Below are 15698 nucleotides of genomic sequence, written 5' to 3' on the forward strand. Positions count from 1 at the left end.
ATTTTCACCTAAGAAAAGTGTTGGGAACACCCGTCATAATAACTTTTTCCGAGGGAGTCTTCGTCTTGCACTCCAATCAACCGCTAGAGACAATAAAATGGTCATGTTCATGAAATAAATTAAAAACCCGAATTCATTTGCATCACAGGCAAATGAATTCGGGTTTTACTATGGCTAACAGCCGATTTTTCCTATTAAATGTTTTCCTGCTTCAATCCATCGATGATGTTCTGCTTCTTGATCTTCCCTGTGGAATAGAGCATGGCGGATCCCACGATTGCAAAGATGGCAACGACCACGAACAGCACGCTCATCCAAGGAGGGGAGAAGCTGTATTCAAATGATTCATTCAGGGCCATATGCATGAGATACATGGCTGCAAACCCGATTGGTAGACCGTAAAGGAGCGATTTCAACCCATAGAAGATGCTCTCATAATGAATCATCTTATTGAAGCCCTTCGGCGTCATGCCCACAGATTTCAGCATGGCGAATTCACGTTTCCGGAGCGAGATGCTCGTCGAGATCGTATTGAAGATATTCGCGATTGAAATGGCTGAAATCAGAGTGATGAATCCGTAGGCGAAGATGGAGACCAGAAGGGAGAATTGTTCGTTTTCTTCCTTCATTTTCGTGATGTTAAACACCTCAACGTCTCCGCCTTTCGATTCATCAATCGCCTCCTGGGTTGCGGAAGGATCAGAGCTGTTCAGATAAAGGAAAGGGATGGAATTAGTTGAGCCGGTTTCCTTTTGGATTTTCTGAAGTGTATCACGGCTCATGATCAGGTTTAGCCCATAACCGACTCTGACGCCCATTGGTGCCTCATCAGTTTCTCCGTCGATTTGAATGGATCCTACTTTTTCATCCTCCTCTCCATTAAATTCATACAAGTCCAGCTTCTTCGTTTTTTGAAGATTCAGTGCTTCCGATTGATAGAATTTGCGATCTGATCCCTGATATTTAAGCATGTTGATTACAACAACCCCGTCAGGATCGACTTTACTACCGGTTTTCTTGAGGTACTCCTTGAAATCTTCCTCGTCAAGGCCATGCAGCTGGAGGTTATACGCATACTTCCCATCATTTAAGTTCGCATGGTAATCAGGATCTTTCTTTAATGCCGATGGAACGTCCTTACTGGTTAGCCAGCTTTGGAACGAGACATATTCCAATAAAACGGAATCGGTGACGTTTTCGGCATTCACAAATGGCTTCAGGCTTTCAAGGTTGTTGGATGGACCAGTAAGTTGAATGTCAAAATCATAGTTCTCCTGTGTCATGCCCGCTGATTTCTTAATGTTGTCAGTGAAAAACGATACGGAAAGAAACAAAATGATGGAGATGACGAGTGAGAACACAGTAGCGATGTATCGTTTCTTGTTACGCTTCAGGTTTTTTAACCCTATTTCTCCTTCAATGCCAAACAGTTTGCGGGTGAGTTTGGAAGTTTTCACGCTGCGACCGCTCATTTTTACATCCTGTGTCTGCCTGATCGCATCAATGGCTGATACCTTCGATGCTCTTCTCGCAGGAATCAATGTGGAGATGAAAATGGTAACAATCGAGACTGCACATGCCGCAAGGATAGAAAACGGAGTAATGGAAACAGATATTTTTAATCCGTCTGCGAATACGTTCGTCAAAGTCGTATTCATGAACCAGAAGGTGACGGCCATACCACCGATTCCGGCAATCAGGCCGATCGGGATGGAAATCAAGCCGATGACAGCCCCTTCAAAGAAGACGGAGTTTCGCTTCTGGATCTTTGTCGCCCCGACGCTCGAGAGCATCCCAAGGTGGCGGGCACGCTCCGAAACGCTGATAGCAAAAGCGTTATAGATCAAAGCGACGGAGCCGATCAGGATGATCCCGACAATGATGGAAGCCATCCCAAAAAGTGTCGCATTAAGGTTGTCGTTATTCGAAACCCCGTAATAGCGCAGAAGCTCGTGGTTGAACTCAACGGTCGTGATGTCATGCTTTTTTGCGAAGGCTTTAGCATCATCAAAGAGATGTTTGCTCAACTTTTTCTCCGCTACAAACGCCGTGCTTCCTGCCTGCTTATCGTCTAAGGAACTGATCACCGTATAGCCCGGCGCCCATGGGTATTCCCATTCAGGCTGTTTTATCGTGCCGACGATGGTGTAGGAGGCTTTTTCTTTCGTGCGGAATTCTTCTTCCTCTCCATTGAATGAATTGTCCTGAAACAATGTCATGTCATCCATCAATCGGTCACCGAGCTCGACAGATAAGGAGTCGCCGATTTTAAGCTTGTTTTTCTGATTCAGGATATCCTCTGAAACCACGACTTCCCCATCATTCTTAGGGAAGCGGCCGTCTTTGAGCTTGATGGGCATTTCCTTCAGGCCCTTTTCATCAAGTGAAGTAAAGAACAAATAAGGCTTTGAAGCATTCGGAGGGTCCTCGATTTTCGAATACCCCAGGTCCTTGCGGAGAAAAACATGATCTGTATTCTTTTCACTCTTAATGGCATCCAGCTGCTCCTGGTTGATGTTTTTGTACTGGACGTGCCATTCTCCGCCTTTGTTGATGTTGTCTTGCTTCATGAGATCAAGGAAGGAGACGAACAGGGTCGATACGGCGGTCACCATGGCGACGGAAATGATGACACCGATGATGGTGACCATAGTCCTGCGCTTGTTTTCTTTCAAATGTCTGAGGGTCAGTTTGTTTACGATATTCATGGACGGAGGACCTCATCTTTGGAAATCTTGCCGTCTTCGATGGAGATGACGCGGTCCGCCTGCATGGCGATGCGCTCGTCATGGGTGATGACGATCAGCGTCTGTTTGTATGTCTTGTTGAACATTTTGAGGAGTTCCATGATCTCCTCGGAGTTCTTGCTGTCTAGGTTCCCCGTCGGCTCATCGGCAAGCATGAGAGCCGGATTGCTGATGAGGGCTCGGCCGATGGATACACGCTGCTGTTGTCCACCGGAGAGCTGATTCGGCAGATGGCCGAGCCTTTCAGTCAATCCGAGTCTGGTTGTGATGTCATTGAGTTGCTTCGGATCCACTTTCTGCTTATCAAGAAGCATTGGAAGTGTGATATTTTCTTCCACCGACAGGATCGGGATCAAATTGTAGAATTGATAGATGAGCCCGATCTGCCGCCTTCTGAATATGGCAAGCTGGGTTTCGTTCAGACTGTACATATCGGTGTCGTTGACGAGGACGCGTCCCGAGCTTGGACGATCGACTCCGCCGAGCATGTGAAGTAGCGTCGATTTTCCAGAACCCGACGGTCCGATGATGACGACGAATTCCCCTTGTTTCACTGTGAACGAAACATTATCGAGTGCTTTGACCGCCGTTTCCCCTTTTCCGTACACTTTAGACAGATTTTCAATTTGTAAGATATTCACGAAATTGTACCTCCAGTTGGTTGATGCTTTTAGTATATCTGCCTAAAATGACTTCTCTGTGACTATGAAAGTGACAATTCTGTCACCTGGTTAGATGGTATGTTTGTAGATTTTTAGTGAGAAGGTCGTTCCCGCAGGGCTGCTTGATACTTCAATGTCACCGTCCTGGTTCTTCATGATGCTGTAGGCCATGGCAAGGCCGATTCCGACGCTGTCTTCCGATGCATTCTTTCCCCGGTAGAAGCGCTTGAAGATATGGGGGAGGTCTTCCTTCGAGATCCCTTTCCCGTCATCGGAGATTCTGAGTTCGGTGAAAAGGGCGTTTTCTTGTGATGTAATCGTGATGAGCCCGCCTTCTGCTGAGTGCTCGATGCTATTTTTCAAGATATTGATGATGGCTTCCTTCGTCCAGTTCGCATCGCCTACAAAAGAGGCCGGTTCGCCTTCAAGCTGGAGTGTGACACCCTTGATGTCCATGGGGATGAGAAGAGGGTCGACGGCGTCCTGTATGAGGGTACGTACGTCCACCTTTTCCTTCTTGAAACGTGCCGTTCCCGCATCGATCTTTGAAAGCTTCAAAAGGGAGGAGACGAGCCATTCGATCCGTTCAAGCTGGACCTGGATACGGCGTGTGAATTCCCGGCGCTTTCCTTCATCCAAGCCGGGGTCCCTCAATAGGTCGGACATGACCATCATGGAAGTGAGGGGCGTTTTCAGCTGATGGGAGATATCCGAGATGGCATCGGTCAGTTTAAGCTTGTCTTCCTGGAGGCGTGAGCTGTTTTCTGATAATCGGAGCGTCACCTTGTACATATCGGACTTCAGGATGCTGAGCTCTCCTTCATGGTTGTCACGGACATCCAGGGAGTAGTCTCCATTTGATATCTTTCGAAGGTAGTTCGAAAGCTTCCCGATCTCACGGTAGCGCCATGCAGTGTAAAGCATGAAGCATGCGATGAGCAGGAGGGAGGTGACCGCCGTGATCAGGGGCGCTAATCGACTTATGTAAAACGTGCAAAGGATGCCGATGCCCGCGATGATCACGACCGTCACAAGGAACAGCCGTATTTCTTTATTCCTCATCATCAGCGGTCGCCTGCCTTATAGCCCATTCCGCGGATCGTCTTGATGATGACCGGTTTCTGCGGATCGTCTTCGAGTTTTTCGCGGAGCCGTTTGATGTAGACGGTAAGGGTGTTATCGTTGACGAAATCGCCTGCCACATCCCAGATTTTCTCGAGGAGCTGTGCACGTGTGAGAACCTGATCCTTATGCTGGGCGAAGATGAGAAGAAGACGGTATTCAAGGGCAGTCAGTTGGATTTCTTCGCTGCCCTTATATGCTTTGCCTTCAGCCGGCAGGACCCTGATGTCGCCGAGTGTGAAATGGGCCGGCGTCTGCTTGTCATAGCGTCGGAGGACTGATTTGATCCGCGACAGGAGCTCCCTGACACGGAATGGCTTTGTAATGTAATCATCTGCCCCCATATCGAGCCCCATGACCACATTGACTTCTTCGTCCATGGCCGTCAGGAAGATCACCGGTTTATCGCTCTTTTTTTTCACAAGGGAGCACAGGTCATAGCCGCTGCCGTCGGGAAGGGACAGGTCAAATAGGAACAGATCGATCTCTGTCCAGCGGGTGTTGATCATGTCCTCAGCGGCAGCGACATTATGGCAAACAAATGTGCCGAATTGCTCGTTCTGCAGGGAGTATTCGAGTCCTGCTGCGATCGTCTTATCGTCTTCTACTAATAGAATGTTCATAGTGACCTCCGGATCAATGATGATGTAAGCCTATCATATGGAAAATGAAAGGCTTCGTCAAAGTGGTGGCAGCATGAAGAGGGACCATTCATTGGCGAAAATGAGCAAACATTTTGAAAGGACCAAAAAAATTTTAAGCCTAATCTTAAAGTAAAGGTAGCGCTTACATGGCTTCCGTAGGTAGGGATGGCAGTTGACACCCAACCAAATACCCATTAATATCTCTTTAGATGAAATCTTCTAAAATTATATAGTATTCAAATTATCAAGAGCGACCGAGGGATCAGGCCCTATGACGTCCGGCAACCTCCATATGGAACGGTGCTAATTCCTGCAGGATGTTTTTCATTCTGAGAGATAAGTCGATGATCGATATGCGATGCTTCTTTCAGCTGAAAGAGGCATTTTTTATTGGAAATAAGAGGTGAAGCGCAATGATCGAGATCAACCATCTTGTGAAAGAGTATAAAACGAAAAAACAAACAGTGATCGGCGTCAATGACGTTTCCGTCAAGATTGAAAAGGGTGAAATCTTTGGAATCGTCGGGTATAGCGGAGCAGGGAAAAGCTCCCTCATCCGCTGCTTGAATCTGTTGGAGAGACCTACTTCTGGAGAAGTCATCATTGACGGATTGGACTTTACGAAGCTGTCTCCGCGCGAGCTCAGGTCGGCAAGGCAGAAGACGAGTATGATCTTCCAGCACTTCCACCTGATCAAAGCAAAGACGGTCTACGGCAATCTGGCATTCGCCCTGAAAGCGGCCAAGGTACCAAAGGCCGAGATCCGGCCGCGTGTGGAAGAGCTTCTCGCCATGGTGGGTCTATCGGATAAGGCAGATGCCTATCCCGCTCAGCTGAGCGGAGGCCAGAAGCAGCGCGTCGGCATTGCCCGGGCGCTTGCGAACAATCCATCCGTTCTTCTGTGCGACGAAGCAACATCCGCCCTCGACCCGAATACCACAAGGTCGATCCTGAAATTATTGAAAAAGCTGAACGAAGAGCTCGGACTGACCATCGTCCTCATCACCCATGAGATGGAAGTCGTCAAGGAGATCTGCGATCGCATGGCCGTGATGCAGGATGGACGGATCATTGAAGAAGGTCCCGTATATGACCTCTTTTCGAATCCGAAGGAGCCCCTGACCAGGCAGTTCATCGAGACGATCCTTCAGTTCGATCTGCCGGATCACTTGGCGAAAGCGAGGAAAGGAACCTTGATCAAGATCCAATTCAAAGGCTCCATTGCAGAAGAAAGCGTCGTATCCGATGTCTTCCAGCGGTACCACGTGAAAGGGAATATCCTTCACGGGAAGATCGAATACATCCAGGAAGTGCCACTCGGTATCTTCATCATGGAACTGATCGGAGAACGTGCCGAGATCGATGCCGCGATCGAGTTCATCACCCAGCGCACACAAAGTCTGGAGGTGCTTGAAGATGCTGCCTGAAGCCATCATTGATATCTTGCCGGACCTGAATCAGGCATTTTTAGAAACGTTGTATATGGTGGGAATCTCCCTGTTGATTGCCGTTGTCATCGGACTTCCTCTCGGAGTGCTCCTTTTCACCACGGATAAGGGGCTGTTCCTCGAAAACCGCTTCGTGAAATCAATCGTCGGATTCATTGTGAATATGGTCCGGTCGATCCCGTTCATCATCCTTCTGGTGGCGCTCCTTCCCCTGACGAAGTTCCTCACAGGGGATGTGATCGGACCGACTGCGGCTTCTGTCTCCCTATCCGTCGCTGGGATTCCGTTCTTCGCGCGGATCGTCGAAACCGCCCTGAAGGAAATTGACAAGGGCGTCATCGAAGCGTCTGTATCGGTCGGGGCAAGCCCGTGGATGATCATCAAGGACGTGCTTCTTCCGGAAGCCAAACCGGCGGTCATCCAAGGCGTCACCATCACGGCGATCTCCCTCATCGCCTACTCCGCCATGGCAGGTACGATCGGCGGGGGAGGAGTCGGTGACCTTGCCATCCGGTTCGGATACTACCGATATGACAACACCGTCATGTTCACGACGGTCGTCGTCCTGATCTGTCTTGTACAAGTCATCCAATATGCCGGCGACATTTTCGCCAAAGCAGTAGACAAACGATAGATAATGGAGGAAACACAATGAAGAAATGGACATTACTACTCGGCCTTGCCATCGCAGTCAGCCTCATGGCGGCATGCGGCAACAGCAGCGACAAAAAAGATGAAAAAGATATCACCATCGGAGCGACAACCGGACCATATAGCGATATGGTGACAAAAGCCATCAAGCCTGGTCTTGAGGAAAAGGGCTACAAAGTGACGGTCAAGGAATTCAATGATTACATCCAGCCGAATAATGCATTGGCACAGGGAGATCTTGATGCCAACCTGTTCCAGCACAAGATCTACATGGAAAACTTTGCGAAAGAAAACAAAATCGAGCTTTCCGAGCTGATTTCCGTCCCGACGGCTCCGATGGGCATTTATTCTGATAAATTTGATTCCATCGACAGCATCAAGGAAGGAAGCGAAATCACGATCCCGAATGATCCAACGAATGCGGCGCGTGCGTTCCAGATCCTTGCCGATGCGAAGCTGATCACGCTGAAGGCGGACAGCAATCCGTTGACGGTTTCGGAGAAGGATGTCGAGACGAATGCGAAGAATCTGAAGTTCAAGGCAATTGAGGCGGCTCAGCTTCCACGTACGGTGGATAGTGTGGATTTAGCGGCTGTGCCGGGTAACTTTGCTCTTGCGGCGGATATGGATTTGCTAGATGCACTTCAGCTTGAGAATATGCCGGATGAGTATCGCAACCGGGTGGTTGTGAATACGGATGATAAGGATTCACAGGTGTCGAAGGATATCAAGGCGGTTGTGGAGTCGGATGAGTTTGAGAAAGTGATTGATGAAGAGTTTAAAGGGTTCGGGAAACCGGATTGGATGGAATGAGTTTTGGGAGTGTGGCCTTTGGGTCATGCTCTTTTTTGTTTTTGAAGGGGATTGTGTTGAGAAGGGTCCGTGCCTTTCCGCTGCGGTGGGCTGCTTTCCGCGGGGAGGGCGCTGAGCCTCCTCGTGGCTGCGGGGTCTCACCGCTCCTCCTTTTCTGCAGGAGTCAGCCCACCTCCGCTGCGGGTGGCTGCTTTCCCCCCTCGATAAATTGAAAACAATAAAGTATTTTTCTGCATCAATTGTCAAAAGGAAGCCCAATGAATATTTCCCATTAAAGCAAAGTTCATTGTATTCTCTTGAACGTTCATGCCGATCATCGCTGTTATCGAATATCGCGTTATTCGATTAAAAAGACGTAGGAGGGTTAAAGCCCTTCTACGTCTTTTTTCCATTCGTATTTATATTGGTCCTAACGAGTATTACGGTTCCAGATTCTTGTTTTTCTTGTATGAAGTGGTGAGTGAGCTCATGTCGATCAGGAAGAGCAGGGTCGTGGCGATGAGGGCGAGACCTGCTGTTTGGAGGGTGGATGCCCATCCTTGGTAGTTGGTGGCGACGGTATAAATCAGGTTGAATAGGATGAAGAATGTGATGGATCGGAAGGTGATGTGCTTCATCTGCTTTTTGTATTGCTGTGGTGTGAAGATATCACCATACTCCATGCCTGAAAGAATGTAGCGGATAAGGGGGTAGAGGATCAGGACGGCTGCTATGATCAAAAAAGATTTTTCCGAACCAATCACGGGTATGAGCGTAAAGCGAATCAATGCTGCCCCGATCAATGTCGTGAGAAAAGCGATGACGGCCGCTTCTGCCAAAAATGACATCAATCTCCTTTGTTTGTATTCATCCTCTGGTAAAAATATAGTCAACCAACTCATTGTTCATCATCCTCCCAAAATAATTCGTCCAGTGTCTTTCCTACTGCTTTGCATATGGCGATGCAGAGCTGAAGGCTTGGATTGTATGATCCCTTTTCAATCAGTCCGATTGTCTGCCGCGTTGCATTAACGCACCTGGCGAGCTCTGCCTGTGTCATTCCTTTTTCCATACGGGCCTGCTTAACCTTCGTCTGCATAGTTCCTCCTATTGTATGTAACATATATATTGCTTAATGTAATGTATATATTACATTGTCTGCGTGGAAAAAACAATAAAAAGATTAATCAGGAGGTTGTGATCTGGGTTCTTCGGACTTCTTTTTAGTAAAGAAAGGAGGATTCTTATTTTCAACAACTGGGGGAATGAAGGAGGAGGCGATTCCGTTTGCAAGATAAACACTTGTACCTAATGACGCCATCGAAAAGAGGTTCGGAAGCTCGTTCATGTGCTTACGGAATACCGAATTTGTAAAGAAGTCTTACCAGATGTAAGACTATTTCACTAAAAATACACATTTAAATATGAAGGTTTCATAAACCAATCGTCTCATTTTTGTTAATCTTTTCATTATTCCTTAATCTTCGACAGAAAAATGATATATTAAATGGGAAACTTGGTATGTTCCGCTGAAACCATGCGGGAAGAAAGGATCGGTGGTGGGTTGCCGGACCTATATGCAGAGAGAGAATCGGGTTTATCGGCAAAAGGAATGTAGATAAAAGAAAGCGCTTACATTTTGGAGGTACAGGGTTATTCGAGGGTAGGTTTTTTGAAATGGGCACATAATGACGATATCAGCTCATTTCCGATTGTTGAATTCGGAGGAGGAAAGAAATAGTGAAAACCATGAAAAAGCCATTATTCGCTTTGATGACCGTTTTTGTCATGTTGATTGCCATGCTTCCTGCAGCGGCTGGTGCGGCCGGCACCATGACGGTACAAGAAGCCATCGATAACAACACAGGCAACGGAACGGTCACTGGATATATCGTGGGCCACACGATATCTGGTTCCAATTATAATAATAAAGCTCCTTTCAGTAATGATTTCAATATTGCCATAGCCGATTCGGCAAATGAGACGGATCCGGCGAAGATTTTGCCGGTTCAGCTTCCAAGCTCGTTCCGTGCACAGTTCGGTTTGCAGACCAACCCGGATATGATCGGCGAAAAAATCGTCGTGACGGGCCAGCTTACACCCTATTTCAACGTACCCGGGCTGAAAAATCCGACGGCCATCACCGTTGATGGAGCGGAGCCGGGTGAACCCGATCCGTTTGAAGGGATCGAAGGGCTTCGTATCCATGACATCCAAGGTGAAAGTCATACGTCCCCTTATAACCTGAAAAACGTCAAAGAGGTAGAAGGGATCGTCACTCACGTTGTGGATGGAAGCAATTTCTACATGCAGGATGATCAACCTGATGATAACGAGAAGACATCAGAAGGGATCCTCGTTTATAAACCGTCCCACGGAGTCCGTACAGGGGATGCCGTGAAGGTTGACGGACAGGTGAAAGAATGGGTCCTTGATGGATATGCGGAAAAGCTTCAAACCGACCTTACCACGACGGAAATCAATTCCCAGAACGGGAATGTGGTTGTCCAGTCTTCCGGTAACGAGCTTCCTGAAGCCCTCGTGATCGGAAAGAATATCTTCCCTCCGACAGATGTCATCGACAGTGACGGCCTGGAAGAATTCAACCCTGATGTGGATGCCATCGATTTCTATGAAAGCATTGAAGGCATGCGCATTTCCCTAGAAGACCCAACGGTTACAGGACCTCAGAAGTACGGAGAGCTTCCGGTCATCACTGAACAGGTCGAAGGGAAGAACTATACCAAAGAAGGTGCTCCGCTCCTGACGGCGGACAACCAAAACCCGGAAAGAATGTTCATCCAGCTTCAAGACCGCAATTACGTAGCGAAGACCGGCGATCAGTTCGACGGTACCGTGACGGGTGTCGTCAGCTACAGCTTCAGCAACTTCAAAATTCTTGTGAATGATGATGAGCTTCCTGCTCTGAACGAGCGTGAGTTCACTCCTGAAACGACGACGATTGAAAAAGATGAAGACAAGCTCACAATTGCTTCGTACAATATCGAAAACTTTGACGCGTCTGACGCCACCAAGCGTGACAAACTGGCCAAATCCATGGTCGAAAATCTTGGATCTCCTGATATCATCGGTCTTGTGGAAGTACTAGATGACAGCGGAACGAAAGATGACGGTACGGTGAAGGCTGATGGAAACTATAAAGCACTGAGCGATGCTTCCGTGAAATTCGGCGGCCCAGCTTACAAGTGGACGGAAATCGCTCCACAGGATAAGCAGGACGGAGGGGTTCCAGGAGGGAATATCCGCGTAGGGTATCTCTACAACCCTGAGCGCGTCACCCTGGCAGAAGGTGAAAAAGGAGATCAAACGACTGCAGTGGGATACGAAAACGGCTCCCTGACCCTTAACCCTGGGCGTATCGATCCGACGAACGATGCATTCCGCAGTAGTCGTAAGTCCCTTGCAGCACAGTTTGATTTCAACGGTGAAGACGTCATCGTCATCGCCAACCACTTCAACTCCAAAGGTGGAGACGAGCCGCTATTCGGACGCAACCAGCCTCCTACCCTTGGAAGTGAAACACAACGTCTGAAGATTGCAGAAGTCATCAACGGCTTCGTGTCAGATATCGAAGCGAAGAATGAAGAGGCAAACGTCGTGGTACTTGGCGACTTGAATGACTTTGAATTCTCTGCACCGCTTCAAAAACTTAAAGGGGAAGAGCTCACGAACTTAATCGAGACACTTCCTGCAAACGAGCGCTATACGTATTCGTATCAAGGAAATGCACAGGTGCTCGATCATATGCTTGTGTCGAATCGCCTGGCTGATCAAGCCGAGTTTGACATCGTCAACTTCAACTCTCCTTATATGGAAGAGCATGGGCGTGCAAGCGATCATGATGCCCTGGTGGCACAGCTTGACCTGAATGCGCAACAGGAACCTGAAGAGCCGAAGGACTTTGATCTATCGATTCTTCATACGAATGACAGCCATGCCCATGTGGAGCAATACCCGCAGCTCGTGACGGCAGTGGATGATCTTCGTAAACCGAATTCCCTCCTGGTGGATGCAGGGGATGTATTCTCCGGCACACTTTATTTCCGCCAGTATCTTGGTCTGGCAGATCTGTCATTCATGAACGACCTGAATTTCGATGCCATGACATTCGGTAACCATGAATTTGATAAAGATTCAAACGTCCTGGCCAATTTCATCAAAGAAATGAAATTCCCGATGGTATCATCAAACGTGAACGTGACAGCCGATAAGGACCTGTCCCCGCTTTACAAAGATGAAATCGGTGACCCGGCTGAAGGCGGGAAGATCTACCCTGCCATCATCAAGGAAATCGACGGTGAGAAGGTCGGAATCTTCGGATTGACGACGCCTGACACCTCCTTCCTTGCCAACCCAAGTGAAGACATCGTGTTCGAGGATGTCGTGGAATCTTCCAATGCGACGATCTCCATGCTCCAAGAAGAAGGTGTGAATAAGATCGTCGTCCTGTCCCACCTTGGATACGGACCTGATCAGGATCTTGCAGAAGAAGTGGACGGCATTGATGTAATCGTCGGTGGTCACTCCCACACGGCTTTGAAAGAACCGACATTCGTTGAAAAGGACGAGCCTACACTGATCGTGCAGACAGGAGAATACTTGAACAACATCGGTAATCTCGATGTCACATTCGATCCTGAAGGTGTCATCAAGGAATACAAAGGGGAGCTTGTCCCACTTGCCAATTACGAAAAAGACCCTGAAGCAGAAGCAAAAGTACAGGAATACAAAGCACCTCTTGATGAGCTTATGTCTGAAGTGGTCGGTTCAAGTGAGGTTCCACTGAATGGAGAACGCGCTGACGTCCGTACGAAGGAAACGAACCTTGGAAATCTGATCACCGATGGAATGGTGGCTAAAGCCAACGAATCGGTGAAGACACATATCGCCTTCCAAAATGGTGGAGGAATCAGGGCGTCAATCGATGAAGGAGACATCACGCTCGGAGATGTATTGACAACCCTGCCTTTCGGCAACAACTTGGTTGCGATCGATCTGACAGGAGAAGAAATCAAGCAGGCACTCGAGCATAGCGTAAGCGCCGTCGAGTCCGGCGAGGGTCGCTTCCTGCAGGTTTCAGGAATCAAATTCAAGTATGATGTGAATCAGCCTGTTGGAGAGCGTGTATGGTCTGTTGATGTGAAAACAGACAACGGATTCGAAAAGCTTGATCCAGCAGCGATGTACACAGTGGCAACAAATGCGTTCACAGCAGATGGTGGAGACGGATATTCCATGCTGAAGGAAGCAAAAGACGATGGACGCATGACGGAGCTATTCCAAGTGGACTTCGAAGTCATGACAGAATATCTTGAGAAGAACAGCCCGGTATCACCGGAGCTGGAAGACCGCATCGTACAAGAGGTCAAGCAAGATGATCCAGGTGACGGCGGCGGTGATGATGGAGACGGTGACGACGACGGCCACGGCGGCTGGGGAGATCAGATCCGTGACATCATCAAGAAATTGAAGAACTGGCTGTGCAAGCTCTTAGGAGTATGTGGCCGACCATAATAGAAAAAGGACCCTTGCGTGCAACATGCAGCGCAAGGGTCCTTTTTGTTGAATATCACGTATTAAACGCCAGGGAACCAGCCTGGAGTATTCAAGACGGCATTCCAGAGTGGATCCGGGATGACGAGTTCTTTTTGTTTTTCTTTATCGATTTCCGTGATGATTTCATTCTCGCGACCTTCTTCGATCTTCTGAACCCAGTCAGGATCGATGATGAGCTCGCGGCCGATTGCTAAAAGCGGTACATCGGTCTGGAATGCTTTATACGCATCCTCTGCTGAATAGATGGAACCTACGCCGATAAGGGGCGCACGGTCACCGATGGTTTCAAGCAGGTAGTCGATCCGGGTTTTCTCAAGATCATCCACTCCGCTGCGCGGTGTAGAGAAGAAGTCAAAGAGTGATACGTGGAGATAATCAAGTTCTTTATCCGCTAGGGCATCGACAAGCTTCAAGGTTTCACCCATGGTGAAGCCGTTCTCTTCCGGCTCTTCAGGTGAGAAGCGGTAGCCGACAAGGAATGGAGCAGTGGCATGCTCATCCACCACACTCTTGATTTTATCTACAACAGCAAGTGGGAATGCCATGCGGTTTTCAAGGCTTCCACCAAATTGATCTTCACGCTGATTTGTCATCGGAGAGAAGAACTGGTGAAGAAGATATCCGTTCGCACCGTGGATCTCGACTCCGTCGTATCCGGCTTCAATGGCACGGCGTGTTGTTTCACCGAATGCTTCGATGATTTCTTCGATTTCACCTTGAGATAAACCGCGGGCTTTTTTCTCGCCGTTTTCGCCTGTGAGGTCACTTGCACTCACGACGTCGCCATCCACGAGTTCCGGTGGACATTGAACGCCGCCGTGGAAGATTTGCAGGATGGCTTTGGCGCCTTGGTCCTTGATGCCTTTAGCAAGACGCTCAAGGCTTGGGATCATGTCATCTGAATGACCGGCGAATTCACCTGGGAACCCTTTTCCGTTCGGTGTCACATTGGTGCAGGCCGTGATGACCATGCTGACACCTTGTGAGCGGCGGGCGTAATAGTCGACTTCTGCGTCTGTCACGTGGCCGTTGTCATCGGATGAGAAGTTCGTCATCGGCGCCATGATCACGCGGTTTTTGAGTTCGATTCCGTTTTTGAATGTATATGGAGATAGCAGTTCTTTGAATTTTTCGTTCATGTGGTTTGCCTCCTTCGTTTGGTACGGGAATAATCATAGTGGATGGACGGGGTGTTTGACTAATAATCTGCTTGGGTGAGTGGTTGGAAGGTTTTGTATTGGAGGAGGATAAGCTGGTTCTCTTTTTGATTAGTAATGGATGAGGGATGGGGTGTTCCGTTCCGCTGCGGCCACCCGCTTTCCTGCGGGGTGGACGGTGAGCCGCTTCAGCTGCGCTTGCAGGGTCTCACCTGCCCACTATTCCCGCGGGAGTCGGCCGGCCTCCGCTGCACTGCACTGTGTGGGAGAGGATGAGTGATCGCTGTCTGACAACCCACCTTTTCATTAGGTATAGATGAGAAAAGGGGCGTTCCGTTTCGCTGCGGCCACCCGCTTTCCATGGGGCGTGCGGTGAGCCGCTTCGGCAAGCCTGCAGGGTCTCACCCTGCCCGCTATTCCCATAGGAGTCGGGTGGCCTCCGCTGCACTGCACTGTGTGGAAGAGGATGAGTGATCGCTGTCTGACAATCCACCTTTGTATTAGGTTTAGAGGGGATAGGGCGTTCCGTTCCGCTGCGGCCGTCCGCTTTCCTGCGGGGTGGACGGTGAGCCGCTTCAGCTGCGCCTGCAGGGTCTCACCCTGCCCACTATTCCCGCGGGAGTCGGTCGGCCTCCGCTGCACTGCACTGTGTATTTTGGAGGAGCAATTGCTATTGTTCATGGAAATGATACTATCTTCCATGGTGATTAGAACAAGAGGGGGCCACAGTACATTTTTCTATACTGATTTGTTTAAGACAATTTATTCTGGATGCTCTAAAGATCTCAATTGAAAATCAATTCATATATCACCCTTTATTAAAACAAAAGAGTGGATTGAAGCGGAAGGCGCTTGACTCCAGCGGAAAAGGAGGAGTGACGAGACCCCGCAGGCACGA

12 protein-coding genes and 1 riboswitch are annotated in these 15698 nt (G+C 48.8%); of the genes, 4 read left to right on the forward strand and 8 right to left on the reverse strand.

Features of this window, described 5'->3' with window-relative positions:
* Nucleotides 1–194 precede the first annotated feature (194 nt).
* From ACNA6I_RS16795 to ACNA6I_RS16810, 4 genes are all read right to left on the reverse strand, one after another.
* Entirely contained in the window at nt 195–2708 is a 2514-nt protein-coding gene (locus ACNA6I_RS16795) for an ABC transporter permease (protein WP_416313799.1), read from the reverse strand.
* Entirely contained in the window at nt 2705–3388 is a 684-nt protein-coding gene (locus ACNA6I_RS16800) for an ABC transporter ATP-binding protein (protein ID WP_048015859.1), read from the reverse strand. The genes ACNA6I_RS16795 and ACNA6I_RS16800 overlap by 4 nt, the downstream gene beginning before the upstream one ends.
* 90 nt (nt 3389–3478) lie before the next feature.
* Nucleotides 3479–4474, reverse strand: a complete 996-nt coding sequence (locus ACNA6I_RS16805) for a sensor histidine kinase (protein WP_416313800.1) — start codon at nt 4472–4474, stop codon at nt 3479–3481.
* The gene (locus tag ACNA6I_RS16810; protein WP_416313801.1) at nt 4474–5154 is read right to left on the reverse strand and encodes a response regulator transcription factor; all 681 of its coding nucleotides are present in this window, start codon (nt 5152–5154) and stop codon (nt 4474–4476) included. Before ACNA6I_RS16810 ends, ACNA6I_RS16805 begins: the two co-directional genes overlap by 1 nt.
* A 259-nt stretch (nt 5155–5413) precedes the next feature.
* Nucleotides 5414–5518: riboswitch (SAM riboswitch) on the forward strand.
* A gap of 70 nt (nt 5519–5588) precedes the next feature.
* On the opposite strand from ACNA6I_RS16810, the gene ACNA6I_RS16815 reads away from it, so the two are divergent.
* Genes ACNA6I_RS16815 through ACNA6I_RS16825 form a run of 3 tightly spaced genes read left to right on the forward strand, consistent with a single transcriptional unit; the run spans nt 5589 to nt 8087 of the window.
* Nucleotides 5589–6602, forward strand: coding sequence for a methionine ABC transporter ATP-binding protein (locus ACNA6I_RS16815; RefSeq protein WP_048006549.1), 1014 nt, complete (start codon nt 5589–5591; stop codon nt 6600–6602).
* Nucleotides 6592–7257, forward strand: a complete 666-nt coding sequence (locus tag ACNA6I_RS16820) for a methionine ABC transporter permease (RefSeq protein WP_048006548.1) — start codon at nt 6592–6594, stop codon at nt 7255–7257. Before ACNA6I_RS16815 ends, ACNA6I_RS16820 begins: the two co-directional genes overlap by 11 nt.
* 17 nt (nt 7258–7274) lie before the next feature.
* Nucleotides 7275–8087, forward strand: a complete 813-nt coding sequence (locus tag ACNA6I_RS16825) for a MetQ/NlpA family ABC transporter substrate-binding protein (protein WP_416313802.1) — start codon at nt 7275–7277, stop codon at nt 8085–8087.
* Nucleotides 8088–8506: 419 nt separating this feature from the next.
* Here ACNA6I_RS16825 and ACNA6I_RS16830 read toward each other — a convergent pair whose 3' ends face one another.
* Nucleotides 8507–8968, reverse strand: a complete 462-nt coding sequence (locus tag ACNA6I_RS16830; RefSeq protein ID WP_156489262.1) for a hypothetical protein — start codon at nt 8966–8968, stop codon at nt 8507–8509.
* Nucleotides 8965–9165: a helix-turn-helix transcriptional regulator gene (locus ACNA6I_RS16835; RefSeq protein ID WP_048013200.1), complete on the reverse strand. Its 201-nt coding sequence runs from the start codon at nt 9163–9165 to the stop codon at nt 8965–8967. Before ACNA6I_RS16835 ends, ACNA6I_RS16830 begins: the two co-directional genes overlap by 4 nt.
* Before the next feature lie 650 nt (nt 9166–9815).
* Between ACNA6I_RS16835 and ACNA6I_RS16840 the strand changes: the two genes are divergently transcribed.
* Complete coding sequence (locus ACNA6I_RS16840) at nt 9816–13601, forward strand: 5'-nucleotidase C-terminal domain-containing protein (RefSeq protein WP_416313971.1); 3786 nt, start codon at nt 9816–9818, stop codon at nt 13599–13601.
* Between the two features lie 62 nt (nt 13602–13663).
* On the opposite strand, the gene ACNA6I_RS16845 is transcribed toward ACNA6I_RS16840, so the two are convergent.
* Complete coding sequence (locus ACNA6I_RS16845; protein WP_416313803.1) at nt 13664–14782, reverse strand: NADH-dependent flavin oxidoreductase; 1119 nt, start codon at nt 14780–14782, stop codon at nt 13664–13666.
* A 324-nt stretch (nt 14783–15106) separates the two neighbouring features.
* The gene (locus ACNA6I_RS16850) at nt 15107–15502 is read right to left on the reverse strand and encodes a hypothetical protein (protein ID WP_416313804.1); all 396 of its coding nucleotides are present in this window, start codon (nt 15500–15502) and stop codon (nt 15107–15109) included.
* Nucleotides 15503–15698: the final 196 nt, after the last annotated feature.

The sequence above is a fragment of the Rossellomorea sp. FS2 genome (assembly GCF_047915635.1).
GTDB classification, from domain to species: Bacteria; Bacillota; Bacilli; order Bacillales; family Bacillaceae_B; genus Rossellomorea; species Rossellomorea marisflavi_A.

Coding starts and splice junctions, on each gene's coding strand:
- ACNA6I_RS16795 (WP_416313799.1), bottom strand. CDS start 2,708: ATGAATATCGTAAACAAACTGACCCTCAGACATTTGAAAGAAAACAAG.
- ACNA6I_RS16805 (WP_416313800.1), bottom strand. CDS start 4,474: ATGATGAGGAATAAAGAAATACGGCTGTTCCTTGTGACGGTCGTGATC.
- ACNA6I_RS16810 (WP_416313801.1), bottom strand. CDS start 5,154: ATGAACATTCTATTAGTAGAAGACGATAAGACGATCGCAGCAGGACTC.
- ACNA6I_RS16815 (WP_048006549.1), top strand. CDS start 5,589: ATGATCGAGATCAACCATCTTGTGAAAGAGTATAAAACGAAAAAACAA.
- ACNA6I_RS16820 (WP_048006548.1), top strand. CDS start 6,592: ATGCTGCCTGAAGCCATCATTGATATCTTGCCGGACCTGAATCAGGCA.
- ACNA6I_RS16825 (WP_416313802.1), top strand. CDS start 7,275: ATGAAGAAATGGACATTACTACTCGGCCTTGCCATCGCAGTCAGCCTC.
- ACNA6I_RS16830 (WP_156489262.1), bottom strand. CDS start 8,968: ATGAGTTGGTTGACTATATTTTTACCAGAGGATGAATACAAACAAAGG.
- ACNA6I_RS16835 (WP_048013200.1), bottom strand. CDS start 9,165: ATGCAGACGAAGGTTAAGCAGGCCCGTATGGAAAAAGGAATGACACAG.
- ACNA6I_RS16840 (WP_416313971.1), top strand. CDS start 9,816: ATGAAAAAGCCATTATTCGCTTTGATGACCGTTTTTGTCATGTTGATT.
- ACNA6I_RS16845 (WP_416313803.1), bottom strand. CDS start 14,782: ATGAACGAAAAATTCAAAGAACTGCTATCTCCATATACATTCAAAAAC.
- ACNA6I_RS16850 (WP_416313804.1), bottom strand. CDS start 15,502: ATGGAAGATAGTATCATTTCCATGAACAATAGCAATTGCTCCTCCAAA.